The 14,967-nt window shown below is 28.2% G+C and carries 19 protein-coding genes and 3 tRNA genes; 7 read left to right on the forward strand and 15 right to left on the reverse strand.

The window, feature by feature from the left end; translation table 11 throughout:
• Positions 1-201: 201 nt before the first annotated feature.
• Entirely contained in the window at positions 202-1,620 is a 1,419-nt protein-coding gene (locus ACH2BO_RS11265; protein WP_395044843.1) for a S41 family peptidase, read from the reverse strand.
• Positions 1,621-1,727: 107 nt separating this feature from the next.
• On the opposite strand from ACH2BO_RS11265, the gene ACH2BO_RS11270 reads away from it, so the two are divergent.
• From ACH2BO_RS11270 to ACH2BO_RS11285, 4 genes are all read left to right on the forward strand, one after another.
• Positions 1,728-2,237, forward strand: coding sequence for an RNA polymerase sigma factor (locus ACH2BO_RS11270; protein ID WP_395044844.1), 510 nt, complete (start codon positions 1,728-1,730; stop codon positions 2,235-2,237).
• Positions 2,224-2,676, forward strand: a complete 453-nt coding sequence (locus ACH2BO_RS11275) for a hypothetical protein (protein WP_395044845.1) — start codon at positions 2,224-2,226, stop codon at positions 2,674-2,676. Before ACH2BO_RS11270 ends, ACH2BO_RS11275 begins: the two co-directional genes overlap by 14 nt.
• A gap of 87 nt (positions 2,677-2,763) precedes the next feature.
• On the forward strand, positions 2,764-3,279 hold the full coding sequence (locus ACH2BO_RS11280) for a DUF4252 domain-containing protein (RefSeq protein ID WP_395044846.1): 516 nt from the start codon (positions 2,764-2,766) through the stop codon (positions 3,277-3,279).
• 7 nt (positions 3,280-3,286) lie between these two features.
• Entirely contained in the window at positions 3,287-3,823 is a 537-nt protein-coding gene (locus ACH2BO_RS11285; RefSeq protein WP_395044847.1) for a DUF4252 domain-containing protein, read from the forward strand.
• Between the two features lie 61 nt (positions 3,824-3,884).
• Here ACH2BO_RS11285 and ACH2BO_RS11290 read toward each other — a convergent pair whose 3' ends face one another.
• The 7 genes from ACH2BO_RS11290 to ACH2BO_RS11320 all read right to left on the reverse strand — a co-directional run bounded on the left by ACH2BO_RS11290 (position 3,885) and on the right by ACH2BO_RS11320 (position 8,075).
• Positions 3,885-4,328 (reverse strand): beta-carotene hydroxylase, encoded by a 444-nt coding sequence (locus tag ACH2BO_RS11290; protein WP_395044848.1) that lies wholly within the window; start codon positions 4,326-4,328, stop codon positions 3,885-3,887.
• A 12-nt stretch (positions 4,329-4,340) separates the two neighbouring features.
• On the reverse strand, positions 4,341-5,180 hold the full coding sequence (locus tag ACH2BO_RS11295; protein ID WP_395044849.1) for a phytoene/squalene synthase family protein: 840 nt from the start codon (positions 5,178-5,180) through the stop codon (positions 4,341-4,343).
• A gap of 10 nt (positions 5,181-5,190) precedes the next feature.
• The gene (locus ACH2BO_RS11300; protein WP_395044850.1) at positions 5,191-6,657 is read right to left on the reverse strand and encodes a phytoene desaturase family protein; all 1,467 of its coding nucleotides are present in this window, start codon (positions 6,655-6,657) and stop codon (positions 5,191-5,193) included.
• A gap of 54 nt (positions 6,658-6,711) precedes the next feature.
• Positions 6,712-7,608: a MerR family transcriptional regulator gene (locus ACH2BO_RS11305; RefSeq protein ID WP_395044851.1), complete on the reverse strand. Its 897-nt coding sequence runs from the start codon at positions 7,606-7,608 to the stop codon at positions 6,712-6,714.
• Positions 7,609-7,766: 158 nt separating this feature from the next.
• Positions 7,767-7,850 (reverse strand) — tRNA-Leu (locus tag ACH2BO_RS11310).
• A gap of 42 nt (positions 7,851-7,892) precedes the next feature.
• Positions 7,893-7,965 (reverse strand) — tRNA-Lys (locus tag ACH2BO_RS11315).
• Positions 7,966-8,002: 37 nt separating this feature from the next.
• Positions 8,003-8,075, reverse strand: a tRNA-Lys gene (locus ACH2BO_RS11320).
• Between the two features lie 126 nt (positions 8,076-8,201).
• Between ACH2BO_RS11320 and ACH2BO_RS11325 the strand changes: the two genes are divergently transcribed.
• On the forward strand, positions 8,202-8,726 hold the full coding sequence (locus tag ACH2BO_RS11325) for a shikimate kinase (protein WP_395044852.1): 525 nt from the start codon (positions 8,202-8,204) through the stop codon (positions 8,724-8,726).
• Here the strand turns inward: ACH2BO_RS11325 and ACH2BO_RS11330 are convergent.
• Together ACH2BO_RS11330 and ACH2BO_RS11335 are read right to left on the reverse strand one after the other, a co-directional pair.
• Entirely contained in the window at positions 8,713-9,210 is a 498-nt protein-coding gene (locus ACH2BO_RS11330) for a phosphoribosyltransferase family protein (protein WP_395044853.1), read from the reverse strand. The two genes, ACH2BO_RS11325 and ACH2BO_RS11330, sit on opposite strands and share 14 nt — an antisense overlap.
• Positions 9,211-9,272: 62 nt before the next feature.
• Positions 9,273-9,659 carry an RNA-binding S4 domain-containing protein gene (locus ACH2BO_RS11335; RefSeq protein ID WP_395044854.1) on the reverse strand — a complete coding sequence of 129 codons (387 nt, stop codon included), beginning with the start codon at positions 9,657-9,659 and terminating at the stop codon, positions 9,273-9,275.
• Positions 9,660-9,737: 78 nt separating this feature from the next.
• Here ACH2BO_RS11335 and ACH2BO_RS11340 point away from each other — a divergent pair, with 78 nt between their 5' ends.
• On the forward strand, positions 9,738-10,652 hold the full coding sequence (locus ACH2BO_RS11340; RefSeq protein ID WP_395044855.1) for an FKBP-type peptidyl-prolyl cis-trans isomerase: 915 nt from the start codon (positions 9,738-9,740) through the stop codon (positions 10,650-10,652).
• A gap of 84 nt (positions 10,653-10,736) precedes the next feature.
• Here the strand turns inward: ACH2BO_RS11340 and ACH2BO_RS11345 are convergent, their stop codons facing one another.
• The 5 genes from ACH2BO_RS11345 to ACH2BO_RS11365 all read right to left on the reverse strand — a co-directional run bounded on the left by ACH2BO_RS11345 (position 10,737) and on the right by ACH2BO_RS11365 (position 14,037).
• Positions 10,737-11,690, reverse strand: coding sequence for a transketolase family protein (locus ACH2BO_RS11345; RefSeq protein WP_395044856.1), 954 nt, complete (start codon positions 11,688-11,690; stop codon positions 10,737-10,739).
• 21 nt (positions 11,691-11,711) lie between these two features.
• Positions 11,712-12,320, reverse strand: a complete 609-nt coding sequence (locus tag ACH2BO_RS11350; RefSeq protein WP_395044857.1) for a hypothetical protein — start codon at positions 12,318-12,320, stop codon at positions 11,712-11,714.
• A 66-nt stretch (positions 12,321-12,386) separates the two neighbouring features.
• Positions 12,387-13,235 (reverse strand): transketolase, encoded by an 849-nt coding sequence (locus ACH2BO_RS11355; protein ID WP_395044861.1) that lies wholly within the window; start codon positions 13,233-13,235, stop codon positions 12,387-12,389.
• A gap of 239 nt (positions 13,236-13,474) precedes the next feature.
• Entirely contained in the window at positions 13,475-13,654 is a 180-nt protein-coding gene (locus ACH2BO_RS11360) for a hypothetical protein (RefSeq protein ID WP_395044858.1), read from the reverse strand.
• A gap of 5 nt (positions 13,655-13,659) precedes the next feature.
• Complete coding sequence (locus tag ACH2BO_RS11365; RefSeq protein WP_395044859.1) at positions 13,660-14,037, reverse strand: hypothetical protein; 378 nt, start codon at positions 14,035-14,037, stop codon at positions 13,660-13,662.
• Between the two features lie 364 nt (positions 14,038-14,401).
• On the opposite strand from ACH2BO_RS11365, the gene ACH2BO_RS11370 reads away from it, so the two are divergent.
• Positions 14,402-14,967: tRNA guanosine(34) transglycosylase Tgt (locus tag ACH2BO_RS11370; protein ID WP_395044860.1), on the forward strand; the 566-nt coding region annotated here is incomplete at its 3' end.

Here is a 14,967-nt window from a genome sequence, read left to right on the forward strand (position 1 = left end):
AACATTCTCAACGAAGATTTTACCGAAAATGTTGGTTATTCAACTAGAGGAAGAAATTTTAGATTGGGTTTGAATATTTACTTGTAAATTTATTTTTAGCCACAGATTCACTGATTAATTAATGTTATTATACATAAATAATGTTCATTGAATCTGAATCTGTGGCGAAAAAACATAAGTATTATAGGTATAATTTTTGAATTATTTATTTTCAAGATACATTTCAGTTTGCAAAGGTTCAATAGCTTTAGAATCTGAAAAAGGTTCAAATTTTTTACTATTGTTTTGATGATTTACTCTTCCTCCATTTGAAATTAAATTTAAAGTGTAACTAAGCATTGGTTCAGTTGAATTTCCAATTTCTCCTAAATTTCCATAATCTTCAAGAAAAGGATAATCTGCCAGTAAACCAGTTTGATAATCACCAAAACCACTTGCGTTTATAGTTTTTAAAACAATTGGTTGCATAGCATATTTGTGTTTTGGATTTACATTGTTTTTACTAAAATTTGGCGAATCATATAAGGTTATAGAACCTACATTTTTGCCAGTTGTACGGTCACCAATTTGAACTACTTGAATGTAAGGTTTCAATCCGTTTATTACCAATTCGCTTGCCGATGCTGTGCTGCGCGAAGTTAATATGTAAACTTTAGACAAATTTAGTTTGTTTATTGCATTTCCATTTCCAATAGAATTTGTAAAATTATTTATAAACTGACTTGGATTGTTTTGACTCCAATACTTTTCTAATTTAGAATTCCATTGTTGTTTTGCAAAAAGTTGACCCGAAAACTGACCAGTAATCATGCTTGCTAATCTTGTTGCAGTTGCAATTGAGCCACCAGAATTGTAGCGTAAATCTAGAATTAAATCGGTTACATTTTCATTTTTAAATTGTTCGAATTTTGAATTTAATTGATTCTCAAAGCTAGAATAAAATCCGTTATACATTAAATAACCAATTTTTTTAGAAGCTTGATTTATTATTGTAGAAGCATAAACTGGATTTTCTGATAATTCGGTTTTGGTTAATGCAATAGATAATCCATTTGGTGTTATGTTTCCATTGTCAAAATCGGCTAAATTTACTGTGTATGAAGTTGCTGAAAGAAGCGATTGATAATTGCTAATTGTTAATGGAGTTCCATTTATAGCATAAAAAATAGAACCACGATTAATGTTTTTAGAAGCTGCATCAGAATTTGGAATAATATATCTAACCCAACCAAAAATGTCTGTTGTACTTCCGGTTTTAAAGCGCAAGCCAAAATCTACACCATTATTTAAAGTATTTCCTGTCAAAATTCCTTCTAAAACGGAGTAATCACTATAAATAACACTAAATCTATCGATTGAATTATCAACTCTCAAAGTATTAAAAAGAGTTGTTGGATTAGAATAATCGGTAAGAAAACTATTTAAATCATTTTGATTGGCAAATCTATCATCAGACAAATTAGATACATCTTCTTGCCATAAATAATAAAGATTCATGCCTTTCCAAACATAATCATTTAGTTTTATATCATCTGGAACATATAAATCATCTTGTTTTTCGCAACTAATTATTGAGAAAAAGAGTAGAAATACTATTGATATTGAGGTTATTTTTTTCATTGAAATTTATACTTTTTCATAGCTTTATCAAAAGTATTAAAAAAGATTAACTTATCTTGTAACAAAATAAATAGTAGTTCGTCTTTACTATATAACCAACAACCAAAATGCAGCAAAACGAGTTTATAACTATAGTTTCACCATTTAAAGATAAACTCTTTAGATTAGCAAAACGACTACTCGTGAGCAATGAAGAAGCCGAAGATGCAACGCAAGAAGTATTGGTAAAATTATGGATTAGGAATGAAACTTTGATTGAGTTGAAAAGTATTGAAGCCATGGCAATGACAATGACCAAAAATTATTGTTTAGATCAATTAAAGGCAAAACGCTCAAACAACATGACTATTGTTCATAATAATTATACAAGTAATGAAGCTAGTTTGCAACAAAAACTAGAAGATGTAGATAGCTTGAATTGGGTTGAGAAAATAATTAATGATTTGCCTGAACAGCAAAAATTAATTATTCAAATGAGAGATATTGAACAATATGAATTTGAACAAATTGCCAAAATTCTAGATATGAACGAAGCAACTATAAGAGTCGCGCTTTCTAGAGCAAGAAAAACAATTAGAGAAATAATGACCAAAACACATAATTATGGCATTGGATAGAATAGAAAATTTAATAAATAAATACTTTGAAGGAGAAACAAGTATTGCCGAAGAGAAAGAACTTAACGTTTATTTTTCGTCTTTGGATGTTGCGCAGCATTTAAAACAATACCAACCAATTTTTGGTTATTTCTCTAAAGCAAGTACAGAACAATTTACTGCTAAGATTCCATTACAAACTAAAAGACGAAATGTCGTAGCATGGTTATCAATTGCAGCATCGGTTGTTGTATTGCTTGGTGTTGGAACGTTAATTTATTTAGATTCAAATAAAGCAAGTCAATTTGTAAATTGCAACTCTGAGGATAATCCAGAAAAAGTGATGCAAGAAACACAAAAAGCACTAGCATTAGTGTCTGAAAAATTAAATACTGGCATAGAAAGTGTAAGTTATATTAACGAGTATGAAAGTACAAAAAATAGAATTTTTAAAAAATAATCAATATCTGAATAAAAAGATGAGAATCTGAAACAAGTTCAGATAAAAAAAAAACGAATAGAAATCATGAAATCAACAAGTAATAAAATGAAAAAAATAATTTTAATTATCGCATTAATATTAGTGTCAAACACTTTTTTTGCACAGTCAGTTTTTGATAAATTTGACAATCAAGATGATATAACTACTATAATTGTAAACAAAAAAATGTTTACAATGTTGAGTAAAGTTGATACAAAAGATAAACAATCTCAACAGTATGTAAATCTTATTAAAAAGTTGGACAACCTTAAAGTTTTTGTTACTGCAAACGATATAAAAGGTAACGAAATGAAATCTATTGCAGATAAATATCAAAAATCTGCTGGATTAGAAGAGTTAATGAGAATTAGCGAAAAAGGTAAAAACGTAAAGATTTTTGTAAAATCTGGTGCAACAGATTCTCAAATTAAAGAACTATTAATGTTTATTGAAGGTTCTGGAAAAGAAGAAACTGTTTTAATGTCATTAACAGGAAATTTTGACTTGGATGAATTAGCTGCTTTGACTGATAAAATGAATCTTCCTGGTGGCGATGAGTTGAAAAAAGCTGGAAAAAAATAAGAAGATTATGAAAGCTATTTATTTCATTGCAGTTGCTCTAAGTTTGCTATTGTTTAGTTGCAACACTGAGCCAAGTTTGCAAAAATATTTTGTAGAAAATCAAAACAAACCTGAGTTCATTGCACTTGATGTTTCTCCAAGCATATTAAAATTAGACAATACAAAACTATCACTTGAGCAAAGCAAAGCATTATCATCATTCAAGAAAATGAATATTCTGGCTTTTAAATTGAATGATAAAAATAAAGCTCAGTTTGATGTTGAAAGAAAAAAAGTTGCTAATATATTAAAAGACACAACCGCTTATCAACAATTAATGAAATTTGGCTCTGGAAAAGATGGTGCATCTATAAGTTTTGTTGGCGATGAAGATCACATAGATGAATTTATTCTATATGGAAGTAAAAGTGATAACGGATTTGCAGTAATAAGAATTTTAGGAAATGACATGAATCCAAATGATGCCATGACGTTGATGTCTGTATTAAAAGAATCAAATTTCGATATGAAGCAATTAGAATCACTAAAAGGATTAATGAAATAATAAAAGGAAAAGGTTAGTTGTATATTTAAAAATTCGATTTGGTAAAACAAATCGGATTTTTTTATTTTTTAAAATATTTAAAAGGAACGAACAACATTCCAAAACATTCGCCATCGCCTTTACCTAGATGTTTGTGGTGCATTTTGTGAGCTCTTCTAACTCCTTTTGCATAGATGTTATCAGCATTTCTAAACATTTTAAAACGTTGATGAATAAAAATATCATGAACAATAAAATAAGCCATACCATAGGCGAAAATTCCTAAACCAATAGAAATTCCAATTTCTAAAATTCCGTTTTGCCACAGTAAAAAGCAACCAATACTTACAACTGCATAAAAAATAAAAAAGGCATCATTTCTTTCAAACCATGAATCATGATCTTTTTTGTGATGGTCAGCATGCAAAGACCATAAAAAACCATGCATTACATATTTATGAGTGAACCACGCCATAAATTCCATGATGCAAAAAGTGAGAATAAATACAATTATATGAATCCACATAAGAATTAAAATTTAGATAATATTTAATTTATAAGAGAAATAGCATTTGGCAAAAAGACCATATTTTTGATAATCAGAAACTCTAATTCTAGTGTTTTTAATTTCGGCAGAAGGAGTTTTCTTCAATTTAGAAAGTAATTTTTTGTAATATATATAAGCTGTATAAACACCGAATTTAGCTTCTAATGGCAAACCTAAAATTCCTTTATATCCAGCTTCAAAATCGGCTTCAATTTCTATAATTATTTGACTTTTAGACTCTTCATCTAGTTTAGATAAATCGGTGTTAGGAAAATAAGTACGACTTAAATCTTCGAAATCGGCTTTTAAATCTCTTAGAAAATTTACTTTCTGAAAAGCCGAACCCAAACGCATAGCCGAATGTTCTAATTCTTTAAATTTTGAATCATCGCCATTTACAAAAACCTTCAAACACATTAATCCAACCACATCTGCCGAACCATAAATGTATTCATTAAATTCTGCGGTTGTATTATATTTCGTTTTTATCAAATCCATTTTCATACTTTTCATAAAAGCATTTATTAATGTATTTGGAATTTGATATTTATGAACAGTATTTTGAAATGAATTAAGAATAGGATTTAAACTTATCTTATTTTGTAATGCTGCACTTAAATCTTTTTCAAATAAATCAAACAAGTTTTCTTTATTATAATCATGAAATGTATCTACAATTTCATCTGCAAACCTCACAAATCCATAAATATTATAAATATCTTGACGAATAGTTGGTGCCAACATCTTTACAGCCGACGAAAACGAAGTACTGTATGACTTAGTTACATTCTTACTACATTCAAAAGAGATTGTGTCAAAAATAGATTTCATAAAATTTATTTTAAATTTTGGTGTGCTTTTCTATTAAATCTGAAACCAATTTGCCTGAAATTAATGCTGGCGGAACTCCAGGTCCAGGTACAGTTAACTGTCCTGTAAAATAAAGATTTTCTACTTTTTTACTTTTTAATTTTGGTCTTAAAAATGCAGTTTGCAATAGCGTATTTGCCATTCCATAAGCATTTCCTTTATATGAATTATAATCTTTTATAAAATCATTTACACAAAATGATTGCTTAAAGATAACACTATTTTTTAAACTTTGTTGTGTAAGAATTTCTAAACGAGTCATAATTTTTTCAAAATATTCTTCTCTTAATTCTTCTGTATCATTTAAACCTGGTGCAAGCGGAATCAAAAAAATTGCAGCTTCTTTTCCGTCTGGTGCTGAATTTTTATCAGTTTTTGATGGAAAACTTGCGTAAAATAATGGGTTTTTAGGCCATTTGGGATTGTCGTAAATATCTTGAGCATGTAAATCAAAATCTACATCAAAAAATAAACTATGATGTTCAACATTTATAATTTTTTTATCAAAACCTACATAAAATAGGAGTGATGAAGGTGCAAAAACTCTCGTTTCCCAATATTTTTCAGAATATGCTCTGTGTTTTTTATCTAATAAAGTTTCGGTATGATGATAATCAGCTCCAGAAAGAATAATATCTGCAACAATTTGTTTTCCGTCAATAATTACTGCGGATGCTCTTCCATCTTCAACAATAATTTTTTCTACATTAGAATTTGTGTGAATTTCAACTCCAAGCTCTTTTGCTAAGCTTTCTATTGCTAAAATTACAGAATACATTCCGTTTTTTGGATGCCATGTTCCAAGTCCAAAATCAGCAAAATTCATAAAACTATAAAATGATGGAGTATCAGATGGTTTTGCTCCTAGAAAAAGAACAGGAAATTCTAAAATTTGTACTAATTTTTTATTTTTAAATCGTTTTCTAATATCTCTAGAAATGTTACTAAAAAACTGATTTACTTTCATTGCAGTTTCAAAAGTTATCAATTCTAAAGGTGAAACACCTGGACGATAAACCAAATCTTTTATAGCAATATTATAATTACTTTGTGCTTCTTTCATAAAGCTTTCCAACTTTGGACCACTTCCTTTTTCTATAGATTCAAAAGTCAAAATTATATCTGCAAGATTATCTGCTATTGTAACAAATTCATTTATACCAAAGTATACTTGATATGCTGGTGATAGTTTTATTAATTCATAATAATCAGATGGTTTTTTATTAAAATCAGAAAAAAATCTTTCAAAAACATCAGGCATCCAATACCATGTTGGACCAATGTCAAAAGTAAATCCATCTCTTTTTAACTGCCTTGCTCTACCACCAATTGTATTGTTTTTTTCGTAAATATTTACTTTATTTCCACTTTTAGCCAAATAGCAACTTGCTGCTAAAGCAGAAAATCCAGATCCAATAATTATAATTTCTTTTTTCATATTGTTTAACAAAAGTAGTAAAAAGTTAAACAATAAAAAAATTTTATAAAAAATTTAAATATTATCAACCAATTGTGTTATAGAATTAAAAATTGAAACTTTGTTTGAAATGTTTTTTTGATCTACGTATTCCGTCATTCTTCCAATCAACCATAGTTCTGAAGTGTCATCAAGAATTTGTTCTTTTATTAGATTTACATAGTTATTTACTTCAGATTTTTCTGGCTCAACTGTTGTATAACAAACATAAACAATATTTTCAAAATATTTTTTTAAATCTTTTAAGCTATCAATCGGCACACTTTCTCCTAAATAAATAGTTTTATAACCACTAGATAAAATTTCATAATTTAAGTACATTAAACCTAATTCGTGAATTTCATTCATGGGTAAGAAAAGCACAAATAATCTATCAGTTTGTGTTGGTTCTTTACTTTGTATTGTTTCAGTATTTACAAGTAATTTTAATTTTATTAAATAACTAATAAAATGCTCGTGAGCTGGAGTTATTGTATTGGCTTGCCATAAAAAACCAATTTCTTCCATTAAAGGAATAAAAACATTAAAGAATACTTCCCTAAATGATTTTTCAGAAAGTAAAGTATTATAAGTTTTAAAAAATAAATTCTGATCAAAGTTCATCATCGATAATTTAAATGAACTTATTGCATGGTTTTTTGCACTTTTTTCGGATACTATTTGCTTTACTAATTCAGGAATTTTCTCAGACTCCATTTTCGATATTTTTGAAATCTTATAACCATAATCATGAAGTAAAGTTATATTTAACAGCTTTTGTAATGCATTTAAATCATAAAATCTAATGTTAGTATCAGTGCGCATTGGTTCTAAAACATTGTATCTTTTCTCCCAAATTCTAATTGTATGAGCTTTAATTCCAGATAAGTTTTCTAGGTCTTTAATGCTGAAAGTATTTTTTATACTGTTCATTCTTTATTGTGTTTTGTTAAACAAATTTAAAATAAAAAATATATCTATTTGATGCTTTTAATAATAAATTTAAAAACAGCAAATTTTAAATAAAAAAAATCCCAAAATAAAATTGTAAAATTTAATTAAACAATTCTATTTTAGGATTTAATAATTTGTGACTTCGATGGGATTCGAACCCACACGTCCTTTCGAACACCACCACCTCAAGGTGGCAAGTCTACCAATTTCTCCACGAAGCCATAAATAAAAAAAGTCATTCACAATTTGCAAATGACTTTATGTGACCCGACTGGGGCTCGAACCCAGGACCCCATCATTAAAAGTGATGTGCTCTACCAACTGAGCTATCGAGTCTTAACATTCAAAAAAAATAAAATTTAAGTCATTTTTGTGACCCGACTGGGGCTCGAACCCAGGACCCCATCATTAAAAGTGATGTGCTCTACCAACTGAGCTATCGAGTCATTTTCATTTCTTGAATGCGGGTGCAAATATATAACGATAATATTAATTTTTCAAGGCAAATTTGTTTTAAATTTACCTTTTTTAAGAAATTAGTCTTAATGTCTTAATATATAAGGTTTTATTCTATGGTAAAAGTTGTTTTGATAGGTTACATGGGAAGTGGTAAGTCGAATGTTGGGATAAAATTAGCCGAAAAGATTGGAGTTGCTTTTGTGGAATTGGATGAAAAGATTGAAAAAAAATGTGAAATGTCAATTCAATTAATTTTCAAAAATAAAGGCGAACTTTATTTTAGAAAATTAGAACATCAAATTTTTAGTGAATTAATTAATGAACAAAATGATTTGATAATTAGCACAGGTGGAGGAACTCCTTGTTATTTTAATAATCATGAGTTATTAAAGAGTGAAAATGTAATATCTATATATTTAAAAGCTTCTGTGAGTACTTTATTTAATCGATTAGTTAAGGAGAAAGAAAAACGTCCTTTGATTGCTAATTTAGCCGATTCGGAGATTAAAGAATTTATTGCAAAACATCTTTTTGAAAGAAGCTTTTATTATAATCAAGCTAATTTTAAAGTTAATGTTGATGACAAAAGTATCGATGAAATTGTAAATGAAATTAATCAAAAAATCAACTTAAAATAGCATACGAATTGTTTTCTTCAAAGACAACAGTAACGTGTTCTTTTGATGATGTAGATAATGATATTCCTTTGAAATCTACTTTTATTGGATATTTTTTATGATTTCTATCAACTAAAACTGCAGTTTTAAACTTTTTTAGTGGAACCTCTAAAAAATGTTTTACACCATATATTAATGTAGAACCAGAATTTAAAACATCATCAACTAATATTATACCTTTATTTTTATAAATTTCTTTCGAGATAGAAGTTTTTATTTCAGAATTTGGATTTTGTTTATCAATAGTCACTTCACATAGAATTACCTCAATTGATGCAATTGATTTTAATACAGTTGTTATTTTTTTAGCAAAAACATAACCATTGCTAGCAATTCCTGCAATGACTATACAATCTTCATCTGCAAAAGTTTCAAATATTTGATATGCAATTCTTTTTATTTTATGATCTATTTCTTCTTTATTGAGAATGATATTTTGAGTCATTACTTTTTTTGTAAATATAAAAATAGTTAATTTCTATTTTTGGTTTATACTATTTTATTTTATTATTCATTAGTATTAGAATCAGTATTTAATTCTAAATCATCTAAATCTCGTCTGTCTTTTTTTGTTGGACGACCAGTTCCAGTTTTTCGATAATGTTCTTTTGATAATTTTAATAGTTCTAAATGCGCAAATGATTCTGCAGGAGTTTCATCTTTTCTATATATATCAACAAGTTTGGCTCCAACTCTGTTTTCAGGAACATCTAAAACTGAAATTATATGAATAATTTGGTCTTTACGGAAAGTTATTTTATCGCTTGCAAAAACTTCTTTTGAAGCTTTTGCAACTAGACCATTAACTGTAATATGGTTTTTTTTACATGCCTCTGTAACCATATTTCGGGTTTTATAATATCGAACACACCATAAGTATTTATCAACTCTCATAAATTTATCTAAAATCAACGTTAAAATAATTACAAAAATAAATCAATATTGTATATTGCGGCCTAAAAATATTGAATAATGAATAAGTTTTATAAAATTCTTTTTGCTTTCATAACTTTAACGACACTTTTTTCGTGTTCAAAGGATAATCCTAACCCAACTGTTGCGCTAAGAGACTATACTGAGCAGTATGCAAAAGATTTAGATTCAATTAATAAATTTATTGACACACATTATATGACTGTTGACACTGAATATAATGTTACATTTACTAAAATTGCTGATGGAGGAACACAACCATCAATTAGATTGCAAACTGATTATCCTTTACAATTTAAAATGGTTAACAATGAGACTCATGGAGTTGATTATAAAATATATTATTTAAAATTAAGAGAAGGTGATAACGAACGACCATCTGCGGTAGATTCTGTGCATGTTAGTTATCGTGGTGTTGAAACTATAAAAGGAACTCAATTTGACTTTGCTCAAAATCCGGTTTGGTTTAAATTAGAAGATTTAGTAGTTGGTTGGAGTGAAATAATGCCTTATTTTAAAACAGGAACTTATGATGCAACTCCTGGACCAAATCCTGTGCAATTTGAAAATTATGGTGCAGGAGTAATGTTTTTACCATCTGGAGTAGGATATTATAATACTTCAGCTGGAGTTCTTCCTGCTTATTCTACATTGGTTTTTAGTTTTAAATTGTATGAATTAAATTATAGAGATCATGATGGTGACGGAATATTATCTAAAGATGAGATTCCTTTTGACGCAGCTCCTTTTTACGATCCAATAGATTATGATTCGGATGGAGATGATGTTCCAAATTATTTTGATGTTGATGATGATGATGACAGAGTTTTAACAAAAAATGAAATTAAAGATACTAGTGGAAATACTATTCCATTTTTATTAATTCCGGATTGTAGCGGAAACACTACTTCGGCTAATAGAGTTAAAAAACATCTTGACCCTGCATGTCATTAAAAGTTTGTAAAACTTAAAAAACAGTACAAAAAATAATCCCATTTCAATCGAAATGGGATTATTTTTGTATAAACTAAATTGATATTATTTCCTTTTTACAACTCTTTCAACAGCAGCAACAATTGCTTGGTTATTAAGCTTGTATTTTTCCATTAATAGTTCTGGAGTTCTACTTTCGCCAAATGAATCTTGAACCGCTACAAATTCCTGCGGTGTTGGATTGTTTAAAGCCAATGTTCTAGCAACACTTTCACCCAATCCGCCAAGAATATTATGTTCTTCTGCTGTTACAACACAACCAGTTTTAGAAATTGATTTCAAAATTGCTTCTTCGTCAAGTGGTTTTATGGTATGAATATTAATCACTTCTGCCGAAATTCCTTTTGCTTCAAGCGCTTCCGCAGCAAGCAAAGCTTCCCAAACTAAATGACCTGTTGCAATAATTGTTACATCTTTTCCTTCGTTTAAAACAATTGCTTTTCCAATTACAAATTCTTCGTCTGCTGGCATAAAATTTGGCACAACTGGACGACCAAAACGCAAATAAACTGGACCATGATGATCTGCAATGGCAAGTGTTGCAGCTTTGGTTTGATTATAATCACAAGTGTTAATTACAGTCATTCCTGGCAACATTTTAATCAATCCAATATCTTCTAGAATTTGATGTGTTGCGCCATCTTCACCAAGTGTTAAACCTGCGTGAGAAGCACAAATTTTTACATTTTTATCAGAATAAGCAATACTTTGACGAATTTGATCATAAACTCTTCCTGTAGAAAAATTAGCAAATGTTCCAGTAAAAGGAATTTTTCCTCCAATAGTTAATCCTGCAGCAATTCCAATCATGTTAGCTTCTGCAATTCCAATTTGAAAAAAACGTTCTGGGTGATTTTTCTTGAAATCATCAAATTTTAAGGAACCAATTAAGTCGGCACAAAGTGCAACTACATTTTCATTTTTTTGTCCCAATTCGGTCATTCCTGCGCCAAATCCTGAACGTGTATCTTTACTTCCTGTATTTATATATTTTTTCATTTTTTTAGTTGTGTTTTTTAATCAATTTGGAAATTCCTCATCGATTTTGAATTTGAAATTGTAATTAACTTTTTTAATTTCTGAAAAAATCATTTGAGATTCAATTTTACCATCTTTTAAACATAATATTTTTTCGATATTCAAATCTTTTATATCTTCTAAATCATATTTATTGATGAGGTATTTTTTTATTGATTTTTCATGTAAATCATATATATTATTATTCTCATTTCCAAAATAATAAAAATGTTCATTAATAATTTTCTTTCTTTTTTTATTTTTGTAAGAAGTCAAATGAACAATTGTTTTATGATTTATTGTATCATTTCCAAATTCAAAATCTTGAACAAAATTTTTAAATTTTCTTCCAGAAACGTATCGTGAATTTTTGAACAATCGTGAATTGGTTAATTTTTCTAAATCTTCTATCTTTTCAAAATTAAAATCAATCTTGAATTTTACTAATAGTTTATTTTTTGTGTCTTTTAAAATTGCTTCTTTAGTATTGTAATCTAGATGTAAACTGTAGGTTGAATCTTTTTCATTAGTAATTTGAATCATTTTAGTATCTACTTTAAAACCATAATTTTTATAATTATAAACAGAATAATAATTAAAATTATAACTCATTTTCTTCTCTTGCGAGAAAACAAATAGTTGAATAAAAAGAATACAAAATACTAATAAATTTTTCATTTAATAATCTCCTAAAGTTTCTAGATTCTGTGCTAAAGCTGTTTCAAGTTGCGCATCGTTAGGCGCTTTTCCGTGCCAAGCGTGACTATACATCATATAATCAACACCATTTCCCATTTCGGTATGCAATAAAACACAAACTGGTTTTCCTTTAGCAGTTCTAGATTTTGCATCATTCATACCAGCGATTATGGCTTCAATATTGTTACCTTCTTTAATTTCTAGAACATCCCAATCGAAAGCTTCAAACTTAGCTCTAATGCTTCCCATAGGTAAAACTTCATCGGTTGAACCATCAATTTGCTTTCCGTTTAAGTCAATAGTAGCAATTAAATTATCAACTTTCTTGGCTGAAGCATACATAATTGCTTCCCAGTTTTGACCTTCTTGTAACTCGCCATCACCATGAAGTGAATAAATTAAATGGTTGCAATTGTTAAGTTTTTTTGCCTGAGCTGCACCAATAGCAACCGACATTCCTTGACCTAAAGAACCAGATGCAATTCTAACTCCTGGTAAACCTTCATGAGTTGTTGGATGACCTTGTAATCTAGAATTTAGTTTTCTAAAAGTTGCCAATTCTGATACCGGAAAATAACCGCTTCGTGCTAGAACGCTGTAAAAAACAGGAGAAATATGACCGTTAGAAAGGAAAAATAAATCTTCTCCAATTCCGTTCATGTCAAATCCTTCTTTTCTGTCCATTAATTCTTGGTAAAGCACTACAAAAAACTCTGTACAACCAAGTGAACCACCAGGATGACCAGAATTTACAGCATGAACCATACGAAGAATATCTCTTCGTACTTGTGTTGAAAAATCGTGTAGTTGTTGTGTGTTAGACATTATTATGTAGTTATAAATTTAATGCTCAAAAGTAATTTTATTTTTCAGGTAAGACAAATGTATTTATTACAAGTTATTAAAGGTTTTAAACAAAAAAAAAGTCCCACCGAAGCAGGACAATTTTAATAATAAATATATAAGTTTAAAAAAGATCTGAAATTCCGCTAACTCTAATTAGTTTTTTATTTACAAATTCAGTATTGAACGGATTTTAGATTTTTAATTGAAATGAACTTTATATTTTATTTTTCTTCTTCAAATTCCTCCGTAAAATCAGTGTCTTTTTCTTTTGAACTTTCTGGTTTTGGATTATTATAAATGTCTTCATTTGCACAATATTCTGGATAATCTGCAAAACTGTTAGTAATATCAAAATCGTCTAAGTTTTCACTTTTAGGATTTTCACTTTTTGAATTTTTCATGATTTCTAATTTTCAAAATGGTTGTTAACAAATGCTATTTGTTGGTTATCCGTTAATTTGTCACAATTTTCTATTTCAATTTTTATTTTATCAAAATGTGAATCAGATTTTAATAAATTATAAAATTCTATTTTAGCTTCGGTTGGTCCAAAAAGTAAGACATCATCATAGTTTTTAAGAACTTCACCAATTTTTTTAAAATATATATTCAAATCTTGTTGCTCTTTATTATGCATAGAATTTTCGCTTTTGCTTAATGATTTTTCTTTTTCAAAATTTGAAAAATCAGAAACAATGCTATTTACATCGTTTTCTAATAGAGGAAATTCAATCAAATTAGCATTTGAATGATCCATAAATATTCCAATTTTTTTAGTTCTCATAATTCAATAATTTAAATGAAATTGTTTCTTGTAAAGATCAAATTATATCATCTTCAATACATTACATTTTTATTTGTTTTTATTATAATATTCACATAAAAATAGATTTCATAATAGTTTAATTTTTTTTTATCTAAATAAATTTTTAGAAAACTTTATCGTTATGTTTAATAAAACTATTGATAAATATTATATAATTTTAGATAGGCAGTGACTTTCTATAAAAAAAATAAATAGTATCAACACCTTTATATTTCTAATTTAATTTTAATTTTTATTTGTTAAATAATATCTTAAATAGTTATGTAAAAATGGCAATTCTGTTATCTTTGTCGCTCCAAAATTTTGGAAGTAAAATGACTATATGAAATTTGATTTATTACAAAAAGACCTAAATACTAAAGCCAGAGCTGGAACAATAACAACAGATCATGGTGTAATTGAAACTCCAATTTTTATGCCAGTTGGTACAGTTGCATCAGTAAAAGGAGTGCATCAACGTGAATTAAAAGAGGATATTAAACCAGATATTATTTTAGGAAATACTTATCATTTATATTTAAGACCACAAATAGAAATTCTTGAAAAAGCTGGAGGATTACATAAATTTATGAATTGGGATGGAAATATTCTAACCGATTCTGGTGGTTATCAAGTATATTCACTTTCGGCAAATAGAAAAATAAAAGAAGAAGGTGTTAAATTTAAATCACACATTGATGGTTCTGTTCATTTTTTTTCTCCAGAAAATGTCATGGAAACCCAACGAACAATTGGTGCAGACATCATTATGGCATTTGATGAATGTACTCCATATCCTTGCGATTATAAATATGCGCAACGATCAATGCACATGACGCATCGTTGGTTAGATAGATGCATTAATCATTTGGATAAATTACCATTTAAATATGGATTTGAACAAACTTT

The organism is Flavobacterium sp. (genome assembly GCF_043773265.1).
In the GTDB taxonomy this organism is placed as follows: domain Bacteria; phylum Bacteroidota; class Bacteroidia; order Flavobacteriales; family Flavobacteriaceae; genus Flavobacterium.